This is a genomic window from Pseudomonas sputi (assembly GCF_021603585.1).
In the GTDB taxonomy this organism is placed as follows: Bacteria; Pseudomonadota; Gammaproteobacteria; order Pseudomonadales; family Pseudomonadaceae; genus Aquipseudomonas; species Aquipseudomonas sputi.
Genome location: NZ_BQHI01000027.1, coordinates 1 through 14,958, shown reverse-complemented (window position 1 = coordinate 14,958; position 14,958 = coordinate 1). Strand labels below are relative to the sequence as shown.

The window sequence follows — 14,958 nt, the reverse complement described above, 5'->3', positions numbered from 1 at the left end:
GCGTGTTCAATTGCGCACCCAGTACATGAAGCTTGGCACGGTCCAGTTCTTGTGCGGGTTGCTCGGCTGGGCGTTCTGGTCGTTGATCACCAGCAGCACCGGCAGGCCCAGTTCGTGGCTGATTTGCGCCGGGTGTTTGAAGCGGTGATCGAAGAACTCACGCACGTAGACCAATGCAATCGCCAACAGCAAACCGGTGAACAGCCCGAACGGAATGATCAGCATCGGCTTGGGAAACGCCGCTTCGGTCGGCTCGAACGGCGGGCTCAACACCCGGGCGTTGGACAAGTCATCGTTCAGCGAACGGGTGGTGCTGCTTTCAGCAAAACGCTGGGCATAGGTCGAGAACGCGGCGTGCAGGGCATCGATCTCGGTGTCCATCTGCCGCAGTTTGCTCTGGGTTTGCTGCAATTCCTGGATGCGGCTCTTGAACTCGGCGATGCGCGCGGTTTTCTGATTGATCACCTGCTGGACCACCGCCAGATCGTTGGTACGTTCCTGGATGCGGTTGCTCACCACCTTGAGGAACTGCTGACGGGTGCGGGCAATCTGCTCGCGGGTCAGCAACATCGGTTCACTGCTTGGCTGGAACACGGCCAGGTCGTTCATGTAGCGGCTGACCTGAGTGGTCAGTTGCTCGCCCATCTGTTTGATTTCCCGATCCTCGAACGCCACGTTGTCGACGGTGGTGGTGAAGGTGTAGGGGAAGGTGTAGTCGTTGAGTTTGCTGTTACTGGCGGCGGCCAGCGCGGTCTTCAGGTACTCGAGCCAGCGCTGGCTTTGCAGCAGACGGTCGCGATACAGGTTCAGCGCCTGCTCTTCGGTGTTGATCGCGTTGAGGCGGAAGGTGATTTCCTCCTTCGGATCCGATGCGCCGACACTTTCCAGCAACGCCTGGCGATTGCCTTCCAGGCCATCGAGACGCACCTGATACTGATGTTTCTTGGTTTCGTAGAACGACTGCGGCAGCTCGATCGATTGCAGCGCCTGACGGCTCACCAGATAGTTTTGCAGCAGGGCAGAGACGAAGCTCGTGCCTTGATGCGGATCGGGGAAGCTGTAGACGATCGAAATCACGTTGGAGCCGGGCAGGGTCTCGATCTTCAGGCTGTCTATCGCGTCCTGGGTCAGCGCATCGAGCGCGGTGTCGCGCACCGGATCGGTCTCAAGCCCCAGGGCGTTGCGCAAGGGGTTGATCACGTACAGGCGCAGCGGCGAGCTGACGTAGCGCTTGAACGGCTCGCTCACCAGTTTGCTGAACATGCCCGGTGAAGGCGTGTATTCGCCCTTGTCGCGCAGCTCGCTGATGGTCTGCCGGATCAGCGCCGGCGAACGCAGGATGTTGCTCTCGGTTTCCATGTCCGCCAGCGACGGCGGGATGAAGGTGGCGTTGTCCACGGTGAGCGATGTGGTGGCGTCGCCCTGTGACAGTTTTTTCGACTGCACGATCACCTGAGCGGTGATATCGAAGCTCTGCTTGAGCAGCAGTGGCAGCACCAGCGCGATCACTGCAAAGATCAGGAAGACCCGTTTCACCAGTTGCTTGTTGGCGAAGAAGATCCTGAAGAACTCATGCAGGTAGTTTTCCTTTGGGTTCATGTCGGTCACCTGAGAGTCAGTTGCTGTCACTGTCTTTGTTGTCGACGCGGTAGCCGAAGCTGAAGCCCACGCCCTGGAACAGCACCACGTCGGCCAGTTGCCTGGCGAGTTCGCCGGCGCTGGCCAGTTTGGTTTTCGGCACGTACAGCATGTCGTCCGGTTGCAGGTAGGCGATTTGCGGCGCCTCGCCCGACAACGCTTTTTCAACGTCGTAGCGCACGGCCTGCACCTGATTGCCGTTGCGGCGCATGATCACCACCGAATCGAGCCGCGCCTTGACGTTGGTGCCACGCGCCAGGGTCAGCGCCTCCAGCACCGACACCGGCCGGCGGATCGGGTAGGAGCCCGGCTGGCCGACTTCACCCAACACATAGATTTCATTGCCGGCGGTGGACTTGAGCAGCACGTCCACGGTCATGCGTCCCGGCAGTTGCGCGTACTTCTTGTTGAGGAAGGCTTCGAGCTGGTTGACGGTCATGCCCTGCAGCGGCACGGCGCCGATTTCCGGGAAGCTCGCGTAGCCGTCGGTGCCGACGGTGATCTCGCGGCTCATGCCGGTGGCCGGGTGGTTGAGGGCGTTTTTCAGGTTCTGCTCGTTGGTCAGCGGACTGATGATCTGCACCGTCAACTGATTGCGGTTGGGCTGGAACAGCTGTTTGCGTTGATAGGCGCGCTGGATTTCCTGGCGCGCTTCATCGCTGGTCAGCCCGGCGATTTTCACCGAGGTGTTGGCGCCCGGCAGTTCGATGGTGCCGTCCGGCAGCACCAGTTGATTACCGTTGAGCTGGCTGGCGGCGGTGAAGTTCAGGCCGATCTGGTCACCCGACTGCACGCGGTAGGCGTCCGAGCCGCTGGTGCTGATGTGGAAGATCACGTCCAGCACATCCTGCGGGCGCAGGGTCTGCTCGATCTTCGGCATGTCGGTGGCCTGGGCGTTGGCCGGGGTGGCGGTGAGAATGTTCACCGGCATGTTCTGGGTTTCGGAGGTGCTCGAGCAGCCTGCAAGCGGCAGCATCAGCAGCACAAGAATCCTGGCGTTCATGGCGTCATCCTTTGCGGTTGCTTACAGGTTTTTGTAGAGCCATTTGGGCATGTAGTACTTGCGTCGGTTGAACACGCTGCCGACCACTTTCGCCCCGGCCTGGGTCAACCGTTGCACGGCTGCCTGGGCGACTTCCCAGCGCGTGTCTTCGGCGCGTACCACGAACACCACGCCGTCGACCTGGGTGCTGATGACCAGCGTGTCGGCGGCTGAATACACCGCGTCGCCGTCGATCACCACAAAGCGGTACTGGCTGCCCAGTTGATCGAGCAACGGGCTCAGGCGCTCGGCGGTCAGGTGTTCCATGGTGCGGATCGGCCGGCCGTTGGGCAGTACGTGAAACGGCAGGCTCGACACCTGCACCACGCAGTCCTGCAACAGCGGCGGGTTGTCCGGGTTGAACAGCAGGTCGCGCAGGCCGCGCTCCTTGCTCAGGTTCAGTTGCTGGGTCAGGTTGCTCGCCGACTGGCTGGCGTCGACGTACAGCACCTGGCCGCTGCTCATCTGCGCCAGTTGACTGGCCAGCGCCAGGGCGCTGGTGGTGGTGCCGGCGCCGGGGTTGGCGGCGGTCAGGAACAGGATCCGCAGATCCAGGTCCAGCACGGTCGAGGTCAGGTTCGACTCGCTGGGGCTGGCAATGCTCAGGCTTTTGTTGGTTGAACCGTCCATTAGCTTGCTCCGTGGCCGCTGAATACTTTGAAGGGGGTTTTCAACAGGATCTTCAGATCAAGCAGAAGGCTCTGCTCGGCGATGTAGCTGAGGTCCAACTCAACGCGCTGGTCGAAGTCGATATTGCTGCGTCCGGAGATCTGCCACAGGCCGGTCATGCCGGGGTAGATCGCCAGACGCGCGAGGTGATTGTCCTTGTAGCGGTAGGCGTTGAACGAGGTCGGACGAGGGCCGACCAGGCGCATGTCGCCGGTCACGACGTTGATCAGGTTGGGCAGTTCGTCGAGGCTGGTGCGCCGCAGGAAACCGCCGATCCCGGTGATGCGCGGGTCCTGGTCGATCTTGAAGTCGATGGCGTCGGCACCGTGCTTGTTCAGGTGGCGCAGCGACTCCTTGAGCTCTTCGGCGTTGGCGACCATGGTCCGGAACTTGTACATGCCGAACTTGCGCCCGCGATAACCGGTGCGTTTCTGCACGAACATCACCGGGCCCTTGCTGGTGAACTTGATGGCCAGCGCCAGACCGATCAGCAGCGGCGAAATCATCAGCAGAATCATCAGTGCGCCGAGACAGGCGACCACCCGATTGGTGCGCGACAGTTGCCACGGCCGACCGCCATCGCGACCGGTCATCCAGCCTTGGCCCTGACGGTGGATCGCCGCGTCCAGGCGCATTCGCTGTTCCGGATCCATGCGTTTGTCCCGCACCAATTGTTGGATCGGTACACCTTTCTCATGTCCAGTCATGGAGTCCTCCGCTGATGTTCAGCCGCGAGCGGCGCGTGGGCGATAGGCAGTGGGGTAGTAATCGCGGAACCAGGCGATGAATCGCCCCAGTCCCTCATCCAGCTCGATCAGGGGCTGGAACCCGGTGGCCTGGGCCAGATCGCTGGCCTCGGCGCAGGTATTGAGTACGTCGCCCGGTTGCAGCGGCAGCAACTCCACCACGGCTTTCTGACCGAGGTGTTTTTCCAGGAGGGCGAGGTAGGTTTTCAGCGCCACCGGATGCTGGCCACCGATGTTGAACAAACGCCACGGGGCCATGCTGCTGGCCGGGTCGGGTTGCTCGCGGTTCCACTCGGGATTGGCCCGGGGCGCCCGCTCGATCAGGCGTGCGATGCTTTCGATGATGTCGTCGATGTAGGTGAAATCGCGCTGATGCTCGCCGTAGTTGAACAGCTTCAGCGGTGAGCCTTCGCTGATGGCTTTGGCGAACTGGATCGGCGACATATCCGGCCGGCCCCAGGGCCCGTACACCGTGAAAAACCGCAGTCCGGTGCAAGGGATGCCGAACAGGTGGCTGTAACTGTGGGCCATCAGCTCATTGGCTTTCTTGGTCGCGGCGTACAGCGACAGCGGGTGATTGACGCCATCCTGTACCGAGTAGGGCGTGCGCTGGTTGGCGCCGTACACCGAACTGGACGAGGCGTAGATCAGGTGCTCGACCGGGTGCCGGCGGCAGCACTCCAGCACGTTCAGGAAACCGTCGAGGTTGCTGTCCAGGTAGGCCCGTGGATTTTCCAGCGAATAGCGCACCCCGGCCTGCGCCGCGAGGTGGACCACGACTTGCGGCCGTTCGCGGACGAACAGGGCTTCCAGAGCCGACGCATCCGCCAGATCAATCGTGGCGAGCTGGAAATCGCCAATCTGTTCGCGCACCCAGTCCACCCGATCGTGCTTGAGCTGCGGATCGTAGTAGCCGTTGAAATTGTCCAGGCCGATCACCTGATGCCCGTCGCGCACCAGCCGCAGCACGCCATGAGCACCAATGAACCCGGCCGCACCGGTGACGAGGATTTTCATGGCCGTAACCCGTCGGGCGCGATATGGCGCAGACCGATGCCGCTGTAGTGCAGGCCGGCGGCTGCCACTTGTTCCGGGTTGTAGAGGTTGCGGCCGTCGATGATGACTTTGGAGCGCAGCTTGCTGGCCAGCAGCTCGAAATCCACCACGCGGAAATTCTTCCACTCGGTGCAGATCACCAGCGCGTCGGCATCCTCCAGGGTGTCGTCGCGGGTGGCGCACAGGTGCAGGTCATTGCGGTAACCGTAAAGGCGCCGGCACTCGGACATCGCTTCCGGATCGTAGGCCTGCACGCTGGCGCCTTCGGCCCACAGCGCATCCATCAGGTAACGACTCGGGGCTTCACGCATGTCGTCGGTGTTCGGCTTGAACGCCAGACCCCAGATCGCGATGGACTTGCCGGCCAGCCCCTGAGGGAATTGCGCCCTGAGTTTGCTGAACAGAATGTGCCGTTGCGCGTCGTTGACGTCGGTGACGCTGCGCAGCAGTTTCAGCGGCATGCCGTTGTGTTCGGCGGTGTGCAGCAGGGCGCGCAGGTCCTTGGGAAAGCATGAGCCGCCAAAGCCGCAGCCGGGGTAGATGAAGTGATAGCCGATGCGCGGGTCGGAGCCGATGCCCTTGCGCACCGCTTCGATATCGGCACCGAGCAGTTCGGTGAGGTTGGCCAGCTCGTTCATGAAGCTGATGCGGGTGGCGAGCATCGCGTTGGCTGCGTACTTGGTCAGCTCGGCGCTGCGGTTGTCCATGAACATCAGTTTTTCGTGGTTGCGGCAGAAGGGCGCGTACAGCTCGCTCATCTGCTCGCGGGCCAGCTCGTCGCGGGTGCCGACGATGATCCGGTCCGGACGCATGCAGTCGGCGAGGGCGCTGCCTTCCTTGAGAAATTCCGGGTTGGACACCACCCGCACCGCCAGACCACTTTTGCCGCGCCGCTGCAGTTCTTCTTCAGCGGTGTGCAGCACCTGATCCGCCGTGCCGACCGGCACCGTGGACTTGATGATCAGCGTGCGATCATCCTCCATGAAGCTGGCGATCTGCCGCGCCACGTTGAGCACATGGCTGAGGTCGGCGGAGCCGTCTTCGTCGGCCGGCGTGCCCACGGCAATGAAGATCAGTCCGGCATGTTCCACCGCATCACTGGCCTGGGTACTGAACAACAAACGCCCGGCCTTGATGTTTTCTTCCAAAGTTGCCGAAAGACCCGGTTCGCTAATAGGCGGTACCGCCTGTTGCAGTTGTTTAATCTTGTTCGGGTCAATATCAACGCACAATACGCGATGTCCAACATCGGCAAGTGCGGCTGCTTGTATCAGGCCAACATAGCCCGTACCAAATACGCTCACGTCCATATTGGCGTGCCTCGTAAGACGGTGATGGAAGATCAAAATGGAACTGTCAAAAGGGGTATAGCGCAATGTGGGAAAAGCGTGTCAGCAAAATGACATGTTGCAGGGGTATAACACCCCCATGTCTGGGGGCGAAAGGCCATCAAGTGCTTGCTGTAGTTGGATTTGTCCCGTTCTTGACGTGTTTTTCCCATTTTCAAGAAAGCGATAAACGGTCGTAGGCCGCGAAATTCAAGGGTTTTAACGACTTGGGTGTGTCAGATTTGAGTCAGCGGTTTTTTGACGCTTTTTGATAATGTCCGACATTTCTTGCGCTTTGATGGCCCGGTGCTAGTGTCAGATTTTGACCGACAAACCTTTGACAACGTCTCGTCGGACGCACCCGGAATCGCCATGTTTCGATATTTAAAAGAACTGCTTTTAATTATTTATCTATTGCTTTATTCCGAATATTACCTCGATCGTTTAAATGCGATGGGTATGGGGCTGACAGTACTTCTTTTTGGCGCGATGTTTTTGACGCTTACAGGTGCGTTATTACTAACTGCCTATATACGTCAGACTATCATTCGGCATGTGTTCGCATTAACCCTGTTTGTCTCGGCGGTGTTCTTTGATGTTTATACGAGGGTGACCGCCGATTACCTGACCTACAGCAGTTTCGTTTCGCTGGTGTACTCCGGCGGCTTCATCCAGGAAGCGGCGTATCAATACCGGGGAGCGATCATCCACGGGCTGCTCAACGGGTTGTTGCTGTTGTTCGGGATCGGTCTCAAGCCTCGGCACGCGATCCCGCTACCCAATGCCTGGCGGATCGCTGCGCCGGTGTGTGGCGTGTTGCTGCTCAGCGTCGTGCTGTTCGTACGCGCCGGGGAGGGCGCGCGCGGGTTGCCGATCATGTACACGCCGCTGGCCTATCTGAACCTGTTCGGCTACGAAGCGCTGCACAACACCGTCGGCCCGCGTGAGCCGGTGACCCTCGCACGTAACGGCCCGGCGATCGGCCACGACATCGTGCTGATCATCGACGAGAGCATTTCCGGCAATTACCTGGACATCAACGCGCCGTTCGGCGTGCACAGCAACCTCAAGCAGGCCCGTCCGGGCGTCGAGATCTTCAATTACGGCTACGCGGCGTCCATCGCCAATTGCAGCGCCGACACCAACATCACCCTGCGCTACGGCGGCACCCGCGCTGACTACATGCGGATCAACAGCACGTTGCCGTCGATCTGGCAGTACGCCAAAAAGGCCGGCCTGCGCACGGTCTATATCGACGCTCAGCGCACTGGCGGCAACCTGCAGAACCTGATGAACGATGCCGAAAAAAAGGACATCGACGAATTCGTGCAATTCGACCAGACCAGCGTGCGCGACCGCGACATGGCCGCCGCCGCCAAGTTGATCGAGCTGCTCAACGACGACAAGCCGGAGCTGGTGCTGATCAACAAGGTCGGCGCGCACTTCCCGGTGCACGACAAATACCCGGACGCCTTCATGGCCTACCGCCCGACCTTGCCGCGCGGGCAGTTCACGGAAGTCGCCGACACCGGTGAACGCACCGGCTTCAACGGCCAGCCGGATGACTGGGTGCTGTATCGCAATGCCTACAAGAACACCTTGCTGTGGAATGTCGGCGAGTTCTTCTCGCGGGTATTTGCCCAGGCCAACCTGAACAATGCGCTGCTGATCTACACCTCGGATCACGGCCAGGATTTGCACGAACGCGGCAATCCGGGACTCAACACCCACTGCGGCGGCGATCCGGTGGAGGAAGAAGGGCTGGTGCCGCTGGTGGTGATTCAGGGCGATCAGTTGCACACGTTGGACTGGTCGGCGCAACTGGCGGCGAACAAGGATCGCTCCAGTCACTACAACATCTTCCCGACCCTGTTGCAGTTGATGGGCTACGACCTGCCGGGAATCGAAGCGGTGTACGGCAAACCGCTGAGCGTGGCGACGGCGGATGAATTCACCTTCAACTACCGCTTCAACGCGCGGCTGGGGGCCAAGCCCGAGTGGAAACACATCGACCTGAACAGCATCGTGACGCCGGGTGAAGCGCCGACGAGTGTGGCGGTGGGGCAGTAACGCGTCGGTATCCGCTATCCTTGGCCGACACGGATCGATCGGATGGCGGCATGCTCCAGGTTCACAACGTCTTCAAAAGCTACCTCACCCCGCAAGGCTCGTTGCCGGTGCTGCAAGGCATCGACCTGACGCTCAAACCCGGCAGCAGCCTGGCGCTGATGGGCGAGTCGGGCAGCGGCAAGAGCACGCTGCTGCACCTGATCGCCGGGCTCGACAAAGTCGACAGCGGCAGCATCAGCAGCGGCGAGCATCGACTGGACCGGATGAACGAGGCGCAACTGGCCAACTGGCGGCGCACCGAAATCGGTCTGGTGTTTCAGCAGTACAACCTGATCGGCAGCCTGCGGATCGAGGACAACCTGGCGTTTCAGGCGCGGCTGGCCGGGCGGCATGACCCGCGCTGGCAGCATCACCTGGTGCAGCGTCTGGGGCTGAGCGAACTGCTCAAGCGCTATCCCGAACAACTCTCCGGCGGCCAGCAACAACGGGTCGCGCTCGGTCGGGCGCTGGCCGCGCAACCGAAATTGCTGCTGGCCGACGAGCCCACCGGCAGCCTCGACGAAGCCACCAGCGACGAAGTGCTGCGGCTGTTGCTGGAATTGCTCGACGACACTCCGACCACCTTGCTGATGGTCACCCACAGTCAGCGGGTGGCGGCACGGCTGGCCGAGCGGGTGGTGCTGTCCAACGGACGATTGACGTGAAGGTTTTCCGCCATGCGCTGATGGCGCTGCTCAGTCACTGGCGACGCCATCCGGTGCAGTTTTTCAGTGTGCTGACCGGACTATGGCTGGCCACCAGCCTGTTGACCGGAGTCGAAGCCCTCAACAGTCAGGCGCGGGACAGTTACGCTCGGGCCAGCCAAATGATCGGCGGCGAGCCCCAAGCCAGCCTCAGTACGCCGAACGGCGCGACGTTCCCGCAACAATGGTTTGTTGACCTGCGGCGCCTGGGCTGGCCGGTGTCGCCGGTGCTGCAAGGGCGCCTGATGCTCAAGGGCCACGAGAACCAGCGCCTGCAATTGATGGGCATCGAACCGGTGTCGTTGCCCGGCGACAGCGCAGTGGCCGGGCAGGCGATGCCGATTGAACGCGTCGTCGAATTCTTCACCCCGCCGGGCAGCACCTGGATTTCTCCCGACACCTTGCGGGCGCTGAACCTCGTCGAGGGCGCGACCCCGACCAGCGAAACCGGCCAGACGTTGCCACCGCTGCGAGCGCAAACCGACATGGCCCCCGGCGTGCTGCTGGTGGACATTGGCGCCGCTCAACGCGTGCTCGAACAACCCGATCAACTGTCGCGTCTGCTGCTGCCGAAGGATTTTCACGCCGAGGTGCCGGCCGCGTTCAAAGGCCAGCTGCAGCTCAAGAGCAGTGGCGAGGAAAACAACCTGGCGCGACTGACCGAAAGCTTCCACCTCAACCTCGATGCGCTCGGGTTCCTCTCGTTTATTGTCGGCTTGTTCATTGTCCACGCGGCCATCGGTCTGGCGTTGGAGCAACGCCGGGGACTGCTGCGCACGCTGAGGGCCTGTGGTGTCAGCGCGCGAATGTTGATCGCTTGCCTGATCGTCGAGCTCGGCGCGTTGGCGTTGATCGGCGGGCTGTTCGGCGTGGTCAGCGGTTATTGGCTGGCGAGCGTGCTGTTGCCGGATGTCGCCGCCAGCCTGCGCGGTCTGTACGGCGCGGAAGTGGCGGGGCAGTTGCGTCTGAGTCCATGGTGGTGGTTCAGCGGTATCGGCTTGAGCCTGCTCGGCGCGTTGCTGGCCGGAGCCAACAGCTTGCTGCGGGCGGCGCGTCTGCCGTTGCTGGCGGTGGCGGATCCACAGGCCTGGCATCAGCAACATGCGCGCTGGTTGCGGCGTCAGGGTTGGGTGGCCGGCGTGTGTGCAGTGATTGCCTTGGCCGCGCTGGTGTGGGGCAACAGCCTGGCCAGCGGTTTTGTGTTGATGGCGGGGCTGTTGCTCGGCGCCGCGCTGGCGCTGCCGGTGTTGCTCAGTGCGCTGCTCAACGGTTCGCTCGGGCGTAGCCGCTCGGTGCTCGGGCAGTGGTTTCTCGCCGATTGCCGCCAGCAATTGCCGGCGCTGAGCCTGGCGTTGATGGCGTTGCTGCTGGCGATGGCGGCGAACATCGGTGCCGGCAGCATGACCGCCGGTTTCCGCCAGACCTTCAACGACTGGCTCGAACAACGGCTCACCGCCGAGCTCTATCTGAACCCGAGCAACCCGGCGCAGGCGCGAGAGCTGTCCACCTGGCTCAAACAGCAACCGAACGTCACGGCGATCATGCCCAACTGGCAGGTTTCGGTGACGCTGCAAGGCTGGCCGGCGGACGTGTTCGGGATCATCGATCATCCGCACTATCGCCAGCACTGGCCGCTGCTCGAAGCGCGGGGCGATGACCCGTGGGCGGCGCTGGCCAAGGACGATGCGGTGATGCTCAGCGAGCAACTGGCGCGTCGCTTGAAAGTGGCGCCGGGCGATCACCTGACGATTCCCACGCCGGGCGGGTCGTGGTCGCCGCGCATCGTCGGGATCTACGCCGACTACGGCAACCCCAAGGGCCATGTGCTGGTCAACAGCAATCACCTGTTGCGCGGCTGGCCGCAACTGACGCCGAACCGCTTCAACCTGCGCATCGACCCGCCGAACATCCCGGCGCTGCTCACGGCCTTGCAGGCACGCTTTCAGCTCGATGACAGCCGCATCGTCGATCAGGCGCGACTCAAGGGCTGGTCGGTGCAAGTCTTCGAACGCACCTTCGCCGCGACCGCCGCCCTGAATAGCCTGACGTTGGCCGTCGCTGGCGTGGCGCTGTTCATCAGCCTGCTGACCCAGAGCCAGAGCCGTCTCGGTCAGCTCGCACCGTTGTGGGCTCTGGGCGTGACGCGACGACAATTGATGCTGCTCAACCTCGGCCAAACCTGGCTGTTGGCGCTGCTGACGCTGGTGCTGGCGTTGCCGTTGGGCATCGGCCTGGCGTGGTGCCTGGACGCGGTGATCAACGTGCAGGCTTTTGGCTGGCGTCTGCCGCTGCGGGTGTTTCCATGGCAGTTGCTGCAACTGATGGGGCTGGCGCTGCTGGCGACCTTGCTGGCCTCGGCGTGGCCGCTGTATTCGCTGTACCGCACGCAACCGGCGGACTTGTTGAGGACGTTTGCCCATGAGAATTAGGTTTGCGCTGGCGTTTCTGGCGTTATTGCTCGGTGGATGCGACAACCCGGCACCGGAGCAGAAGGGCTTCGCCGGGATGGGCGCTCAAGCGCAGGCGTTTACGCCGGTGGTGCCGGGGCGGGTGTTCAGCTTCCCGGCGGATCACGGTGCCCATGACGGTTTTCGCATCGAATGGTGGTACGTGACGGCCAATCTCAAGGATGCCCAGGGCAACGATTTCGGCGTGCAGTGGACGTTATTCCGCAGCGCCCTGAACGCCTCGCCGCAGCAACCGGGCTGGGCCAACCAGACGATCTGGCTCGGGCATGCAGCGGTGACCTCGGCCAGCGTCCACCACGCCGCCGAGCGTTACGCCCGTGGCGGCGTCGGCCAGGCCGGGGTGCGTGCGGCGCCGTTCGAGGCATGGATCGATGACTGGCGCTTTGTCAGTCAGGCGAGCGATCCGCTGGCCGACCTGCAACTCAGCGCCCAGGACAAGAACTTCAGCTACCAACTGCGCCTGACCTCCAGCCGCCCGCTGGTGCTGCAGGGCGACAAGGGCTTCAGCCAGAAATCCGAACAGGGCCAGGCGTCGTATTACTACAGCCAGCCGTTCTTCCAGGCCAGCGGCACCCTGCAGATCGACGGCCAGACCTACACCGTCAACGGCCCCGCGTGGCTCGACCGCGAATGGAGCAGCCAGCCGCTGACCGCCAACCAGACGGGCTGGGACTGGTTCTCCCTGCATCTGGACGGCGGTGAACACGTCATGCTTTACCGCATGCGCCAGAAGGAAGGTGCGCCGTACCTGACCGGCACGTGGATTGCCGCCGATGGCCAGACCGAAACCCTGCACGCCGAACAGATCAAGCTGACCCCGCAAGGCACTGCGAAGGTGGCCGGCCGTTCGATGCCGGTGCGCTGGTCAATCGACATTCCGCAGAAAAACCTGCAGATCACCCTTGATGCAATCAACCCCGATGCCTGGATGAACCTGCGCATTCCGTATTGGGAAGGGCCGGTGCGCCTGAGCGGCAACCGGGGCGGGCAGGGGTATCTGGAGATGACCGGGTACTGATTGACCCGGATCGAGGAGCAACGGCCGATCAGCGTCTATGCTCCTTGGCACGCACGCTGCCGAGACCCATTCGGTGCCGTGCGCTGCCATCCATCACAGGGAAAGTACCGCTTATGAAGCTCAAAGCACTGACGCACGCCATTGCACTTGCCACTGTCTTTTCTGCTGCCAGCCTTTCGGCGATGGCCGCCGATATCCCGCTGTCGGCCGCGGTCGAGGCGGACCGGGTCACCACCAAAGTGCTGGCGGTTGACCCGGCCAATCATCAGGTGGTCCTGGAAGGCGCAGAAGGTCGCCAGGTGCACATTCAGCTCAGCGACAAGGCGAAAAACCTCGGAAATCTCAAGGTGGGCGATCTGGTCAAGATCGAGGTGACACGTTCGGTCGCCGCTTATCTGGACACCGACGTGGATAAAGGTCTGCCAGGCTCCACCGAGCGTACCGGTGAACTGCGTAACGCCGTGGGCAGCAGCAACCCCGGTGGCGAGGCTTTCCGCCAGGTTCAGGTCCAGTTGAAAATCACCAAAATTGATTTGGCGACAAACCAGGTCACCCTGGAAAACCCTTCAGGCCAGTCGAAAACCCTCAACGTCGAAAAGCCTGAGATTCAGGCCAAACTGAAAGATTTGAAAGTCGGGCAAAGCGTTGTGGTCACTTACACCGATGTATTAAAAGTGACCAGTCAGCATGAAAGTTGAGTATTAACTCTACAAAGCGGCTGTTCTTGTACAAACAATTGTATGAGAACAGTCATATGAAGTATTCGAGGGGGTGATGTCAGAAAGTTTGTCGGGAAATATCGACGAATATTTTCTTTAACTTTTCAGTACATAAATTTCATGTTGAAGCAGGACGACATATCCGCCAGTTTCCATTAAAATCCTTCGCGTTCGCCCAGTGTCAGGGCTCTTTACCGGTGCATGGATTGCCAGGCCATTACACTGGGCGAACACCTCCTCGGAGTGGAGGCCACAGAATTCAGATACAAAAAGGGCGACTTTGAAGTCGCCCTTTTTTATTGTCTTACGATTTGGCGGGTCGCATGCCCTGTTGTAACTGAAGGCGCTTGAGCGTTTCCTGATACATGGTGGTGCGGCGGTGCTGTTTGCCGTATCCACCGATCGCGGCCACGGTGCCGGCCTGAATGTGATCCAGGTAGCGAAAGATCGTCCGCGGCGAGAGGCATTTGATGCCGTAGCCAAGGCTGCTTAAACGATCCTGCAGCGTGTATCCCGGGACCCGGTCGTCCATCGAAAAATGTAGTCCATGAGCCTTGATCAGGCGTGCATTCCACAAGGTGCAGAAGCTTTTCAGGTGAGTTTCCCGGTAGGGTTTTGGCTCTCGGGACGGCAACCCGAAATGCTGTTTTGCCCGGCGGAAATAGTGTTTGAAATAACGCGAAGACAAACGCCAGGTGTCTCTAAGAACACCGCGATCCAATTGCTCGACGCAACCGACCGCCGCCGTATCCAAAGATTGCATGCACTCATTCATCATCATCGAAAAGACAGTGCTGTCAAAAACGAAAGTATCGGTGTGCAGCAAAAACAGGTAATCGGTTTCAACTTTCGCAAGTGCCAGATCAAGTGCCTTGCCATGAGCAATATGCCCCGCCTCTTTGCCGGGTGAAGGGCGCTCGATCAAGTTGATCCAGTCCAGAGACCGCAAGTAAATCAGGCTTTCATCGGCGGAATCGTTGTCCACCACCCACACCGGAATTTGATGCTCCTTGACGTATTGCTGGAGAAATTCCAGGCACATCCGGGTTATTTCCGGCGTCTTGTAATTGACCAATACAAGACTGAAGGTGGGCATTTGTTTTGAGGTTGAATCGATCGCGCTCATGGTCCGGGCTCACTTCAAGTTGAAGGGTTCTGCTGACGGCAATCAGCACACAGAACCGCTGCTTGGTGGCCCGGATGGTAGGGACGCAACCTTAGCTCAAGCTTAATTTCCGAGCGCCTGGGCCGGGCGACTTGTTACGGCTTGCGACGCAGGCGAGGCGCTTGGCGATCAAGCGCGGTTCCACGGTAAGATGCGCCGCCCTTTCAAGCGGGACTGTCAGATATTTTGTGTGCGGGCCGGTAACGGCCTGCCGTCAGGCAGGCCGTGCTTTTACCAGGTTGGCCTGATAAATCGATCTCCGTACAGAATCGCAAATTGATTCATCGCACTTTTCC

The 14,958-nt window shown here is 60.9% G+C and carries 12 protein-coding genes; 5 read left to right on the top strand and 7 right to left on the bottom strand.

Annotated elements, in window-relative coordinates:
* Window positions 1-6 precede the first annotated feature (6 nt).
* From L6D81_RS24890 to L6D81_RS24865, 6 genes are read right to left on the bottom strand one after another with little or no spacing between them, the layout of a single operon-like run.
* Entirely contained in the window at window positions 7-1,599 is a 1,593-nt protein-coding gene (locus L6D81_RS24890; RefSeq protein ID WP_236182318.1) for a GumC family protein, read from the bottom strand.
* 16 nt (window positions 1,600-1,615) lie between these two features.
* Complete coding sequence (locus tag L6D81_RS24885) at window positions 1,616-2,641, bottom strand: polysaccharide biosynthesis/export family protein (RefSeq protein WP_236182317.1); 1,026 nt, start codon at window positions 2,639-2,641, stop codon at window positions 1,616-1,618.
* Between the two features lie 21 nt (window positions 2,642-2,662).
* On the bottom strand, window positions 2,663-3,310 hold the full coding sequence (locus L6D81_RS24880) for a CpsD/CapB family tyrosine-protein kinase (protein ID WP_085698620.1): 648 nt from the start codon (window positions 3,308-3,310) through the stop codon (window positions 2,663-2,665).
* Entirely contained in the window at window positions 3,310-4,056 is a 747-nt protein-coding gene (locus L6D81_RS24875) for a sugar transferase (protein ID WP_236182316.1), read from the bottom strand. The genes L6D81_RS24880 and L6D81_RS24875 overlap by 1 nt, the downstream gene beginning before the upstream one ends.
* A gap of 18 nt (window positions 4,057-4,074) precedes the next feature.
* Complete coding sequence (locus L6D81_RS24870; protein ID WP_236182315.1) at window positions 4,075-5,112, bottom strand: NAD-dependent epimerase; 1,038 nt, start codon at window positions 5,110-5,112, stop codon at window positions 4,075-4,077.
* Window positions 5,109-6,461: a UDP-glucose dehydrogenase family protein gene (locus L6D81_RS24865; RefSeq protein WP_236182314.1), complete on the bottom strand. Its 1,353-nt coding sequence runs from the start codon at window positions 6,459-6,461 to the stop codon at window positions 5,109-5,111. The genes L6D81_RS24870 and L6D81_RS24865 overlap by 4 nt, the downstream gene beginning before the upstream one ends.
* Window positions 6,462-6,851: 390 nt before the next feature.
* On the opposite strand from L6D81_RS24865, the gene L6D81_RS24860 reads away from it, so the two are divergent.
* The 5 genes from L6D81_RS24860 (at window position 6,852) to L6D81_RS24840 (ending at window position 13,476) form a co-directional block, all read left to right on the top strand.
* A complete protein-coding gene (locus tag L6D81_RS24860) occupies window positions 6,852-8,549 on the top strand; it encodes a sulfatase-like hydrolase/transferase (RefSeq protein ID WP_236182313.1) in 1,698 nt (565 codons plus the stop codon).
* 50 nt (window positions 8,550-8,599) lie between these two features.
* Window positions 8,600-9,253, top strand: coding sequence for an ABC transporter ATP-binding protein (locus L6D81_RS24855; protein ID WP_236182312.1), 654 nt, complete (start codon window positions 8,600-8,602; stop codon window positions 9,251-9,253).
* Window positions 9,250-11,721: an ABC transporter permease gene (locus L6D81_RS24850; RefSeq protein WP_236182311.1), complete on the top strand. Its 2,472-nt coding sequence runs from the start codon at window positions 9,250-9,252 to the stop codon at window positions 11,719-11,721. Before L6D81_RS24855 ends, L6D81_RS24850 begins: the two co-directional genes overlap by 4 nt.
* Window positions 11,711-12,778: a lipocalin-like domain-containing protein gene (locus L6D81_RS24845; protein WP_236182310.1), complete on the top strand. Its 1,068-nt coding sequence runs from the start codon at window positions 11,711-11,713 to the stop codon at window positions 12,776-12,778. The genes L6D81_RS24850 and L6D81_RS24845 overlap by 11 nt, the downstream gene beginning before the upstream one ends.
* Before the next feature lie 113 nt (window positions 12,779-12,891).
* Complete coding sequence (locus tag L6D81_RS24840; RefSeq protein WP_236182363.1) at window positions 12,892-13,476, top strand: hypothetical protein; 585 nt, start codon at window positions 12,892-12,894, stop codon at window positions 13,474-13,476.
* Between the two features lie 325 nt (window positions 13,477-13,801).
* On the opposite strand, the gene L6D81_RS24835 is transcribed toward L6D81_RS24840, so the two are convergent.
* Entirely contained in the window at window positions 13,802-14,623 is an 822-nt protein-coding gene (locus tag L6D81_RS24835; RefSeq protein WP_236182309.1) for a glycosyltransferase family 2 protein, read from the bottom strand.
* Window positions 14,624-14,958: the final 335 nt, after the last annotated feature.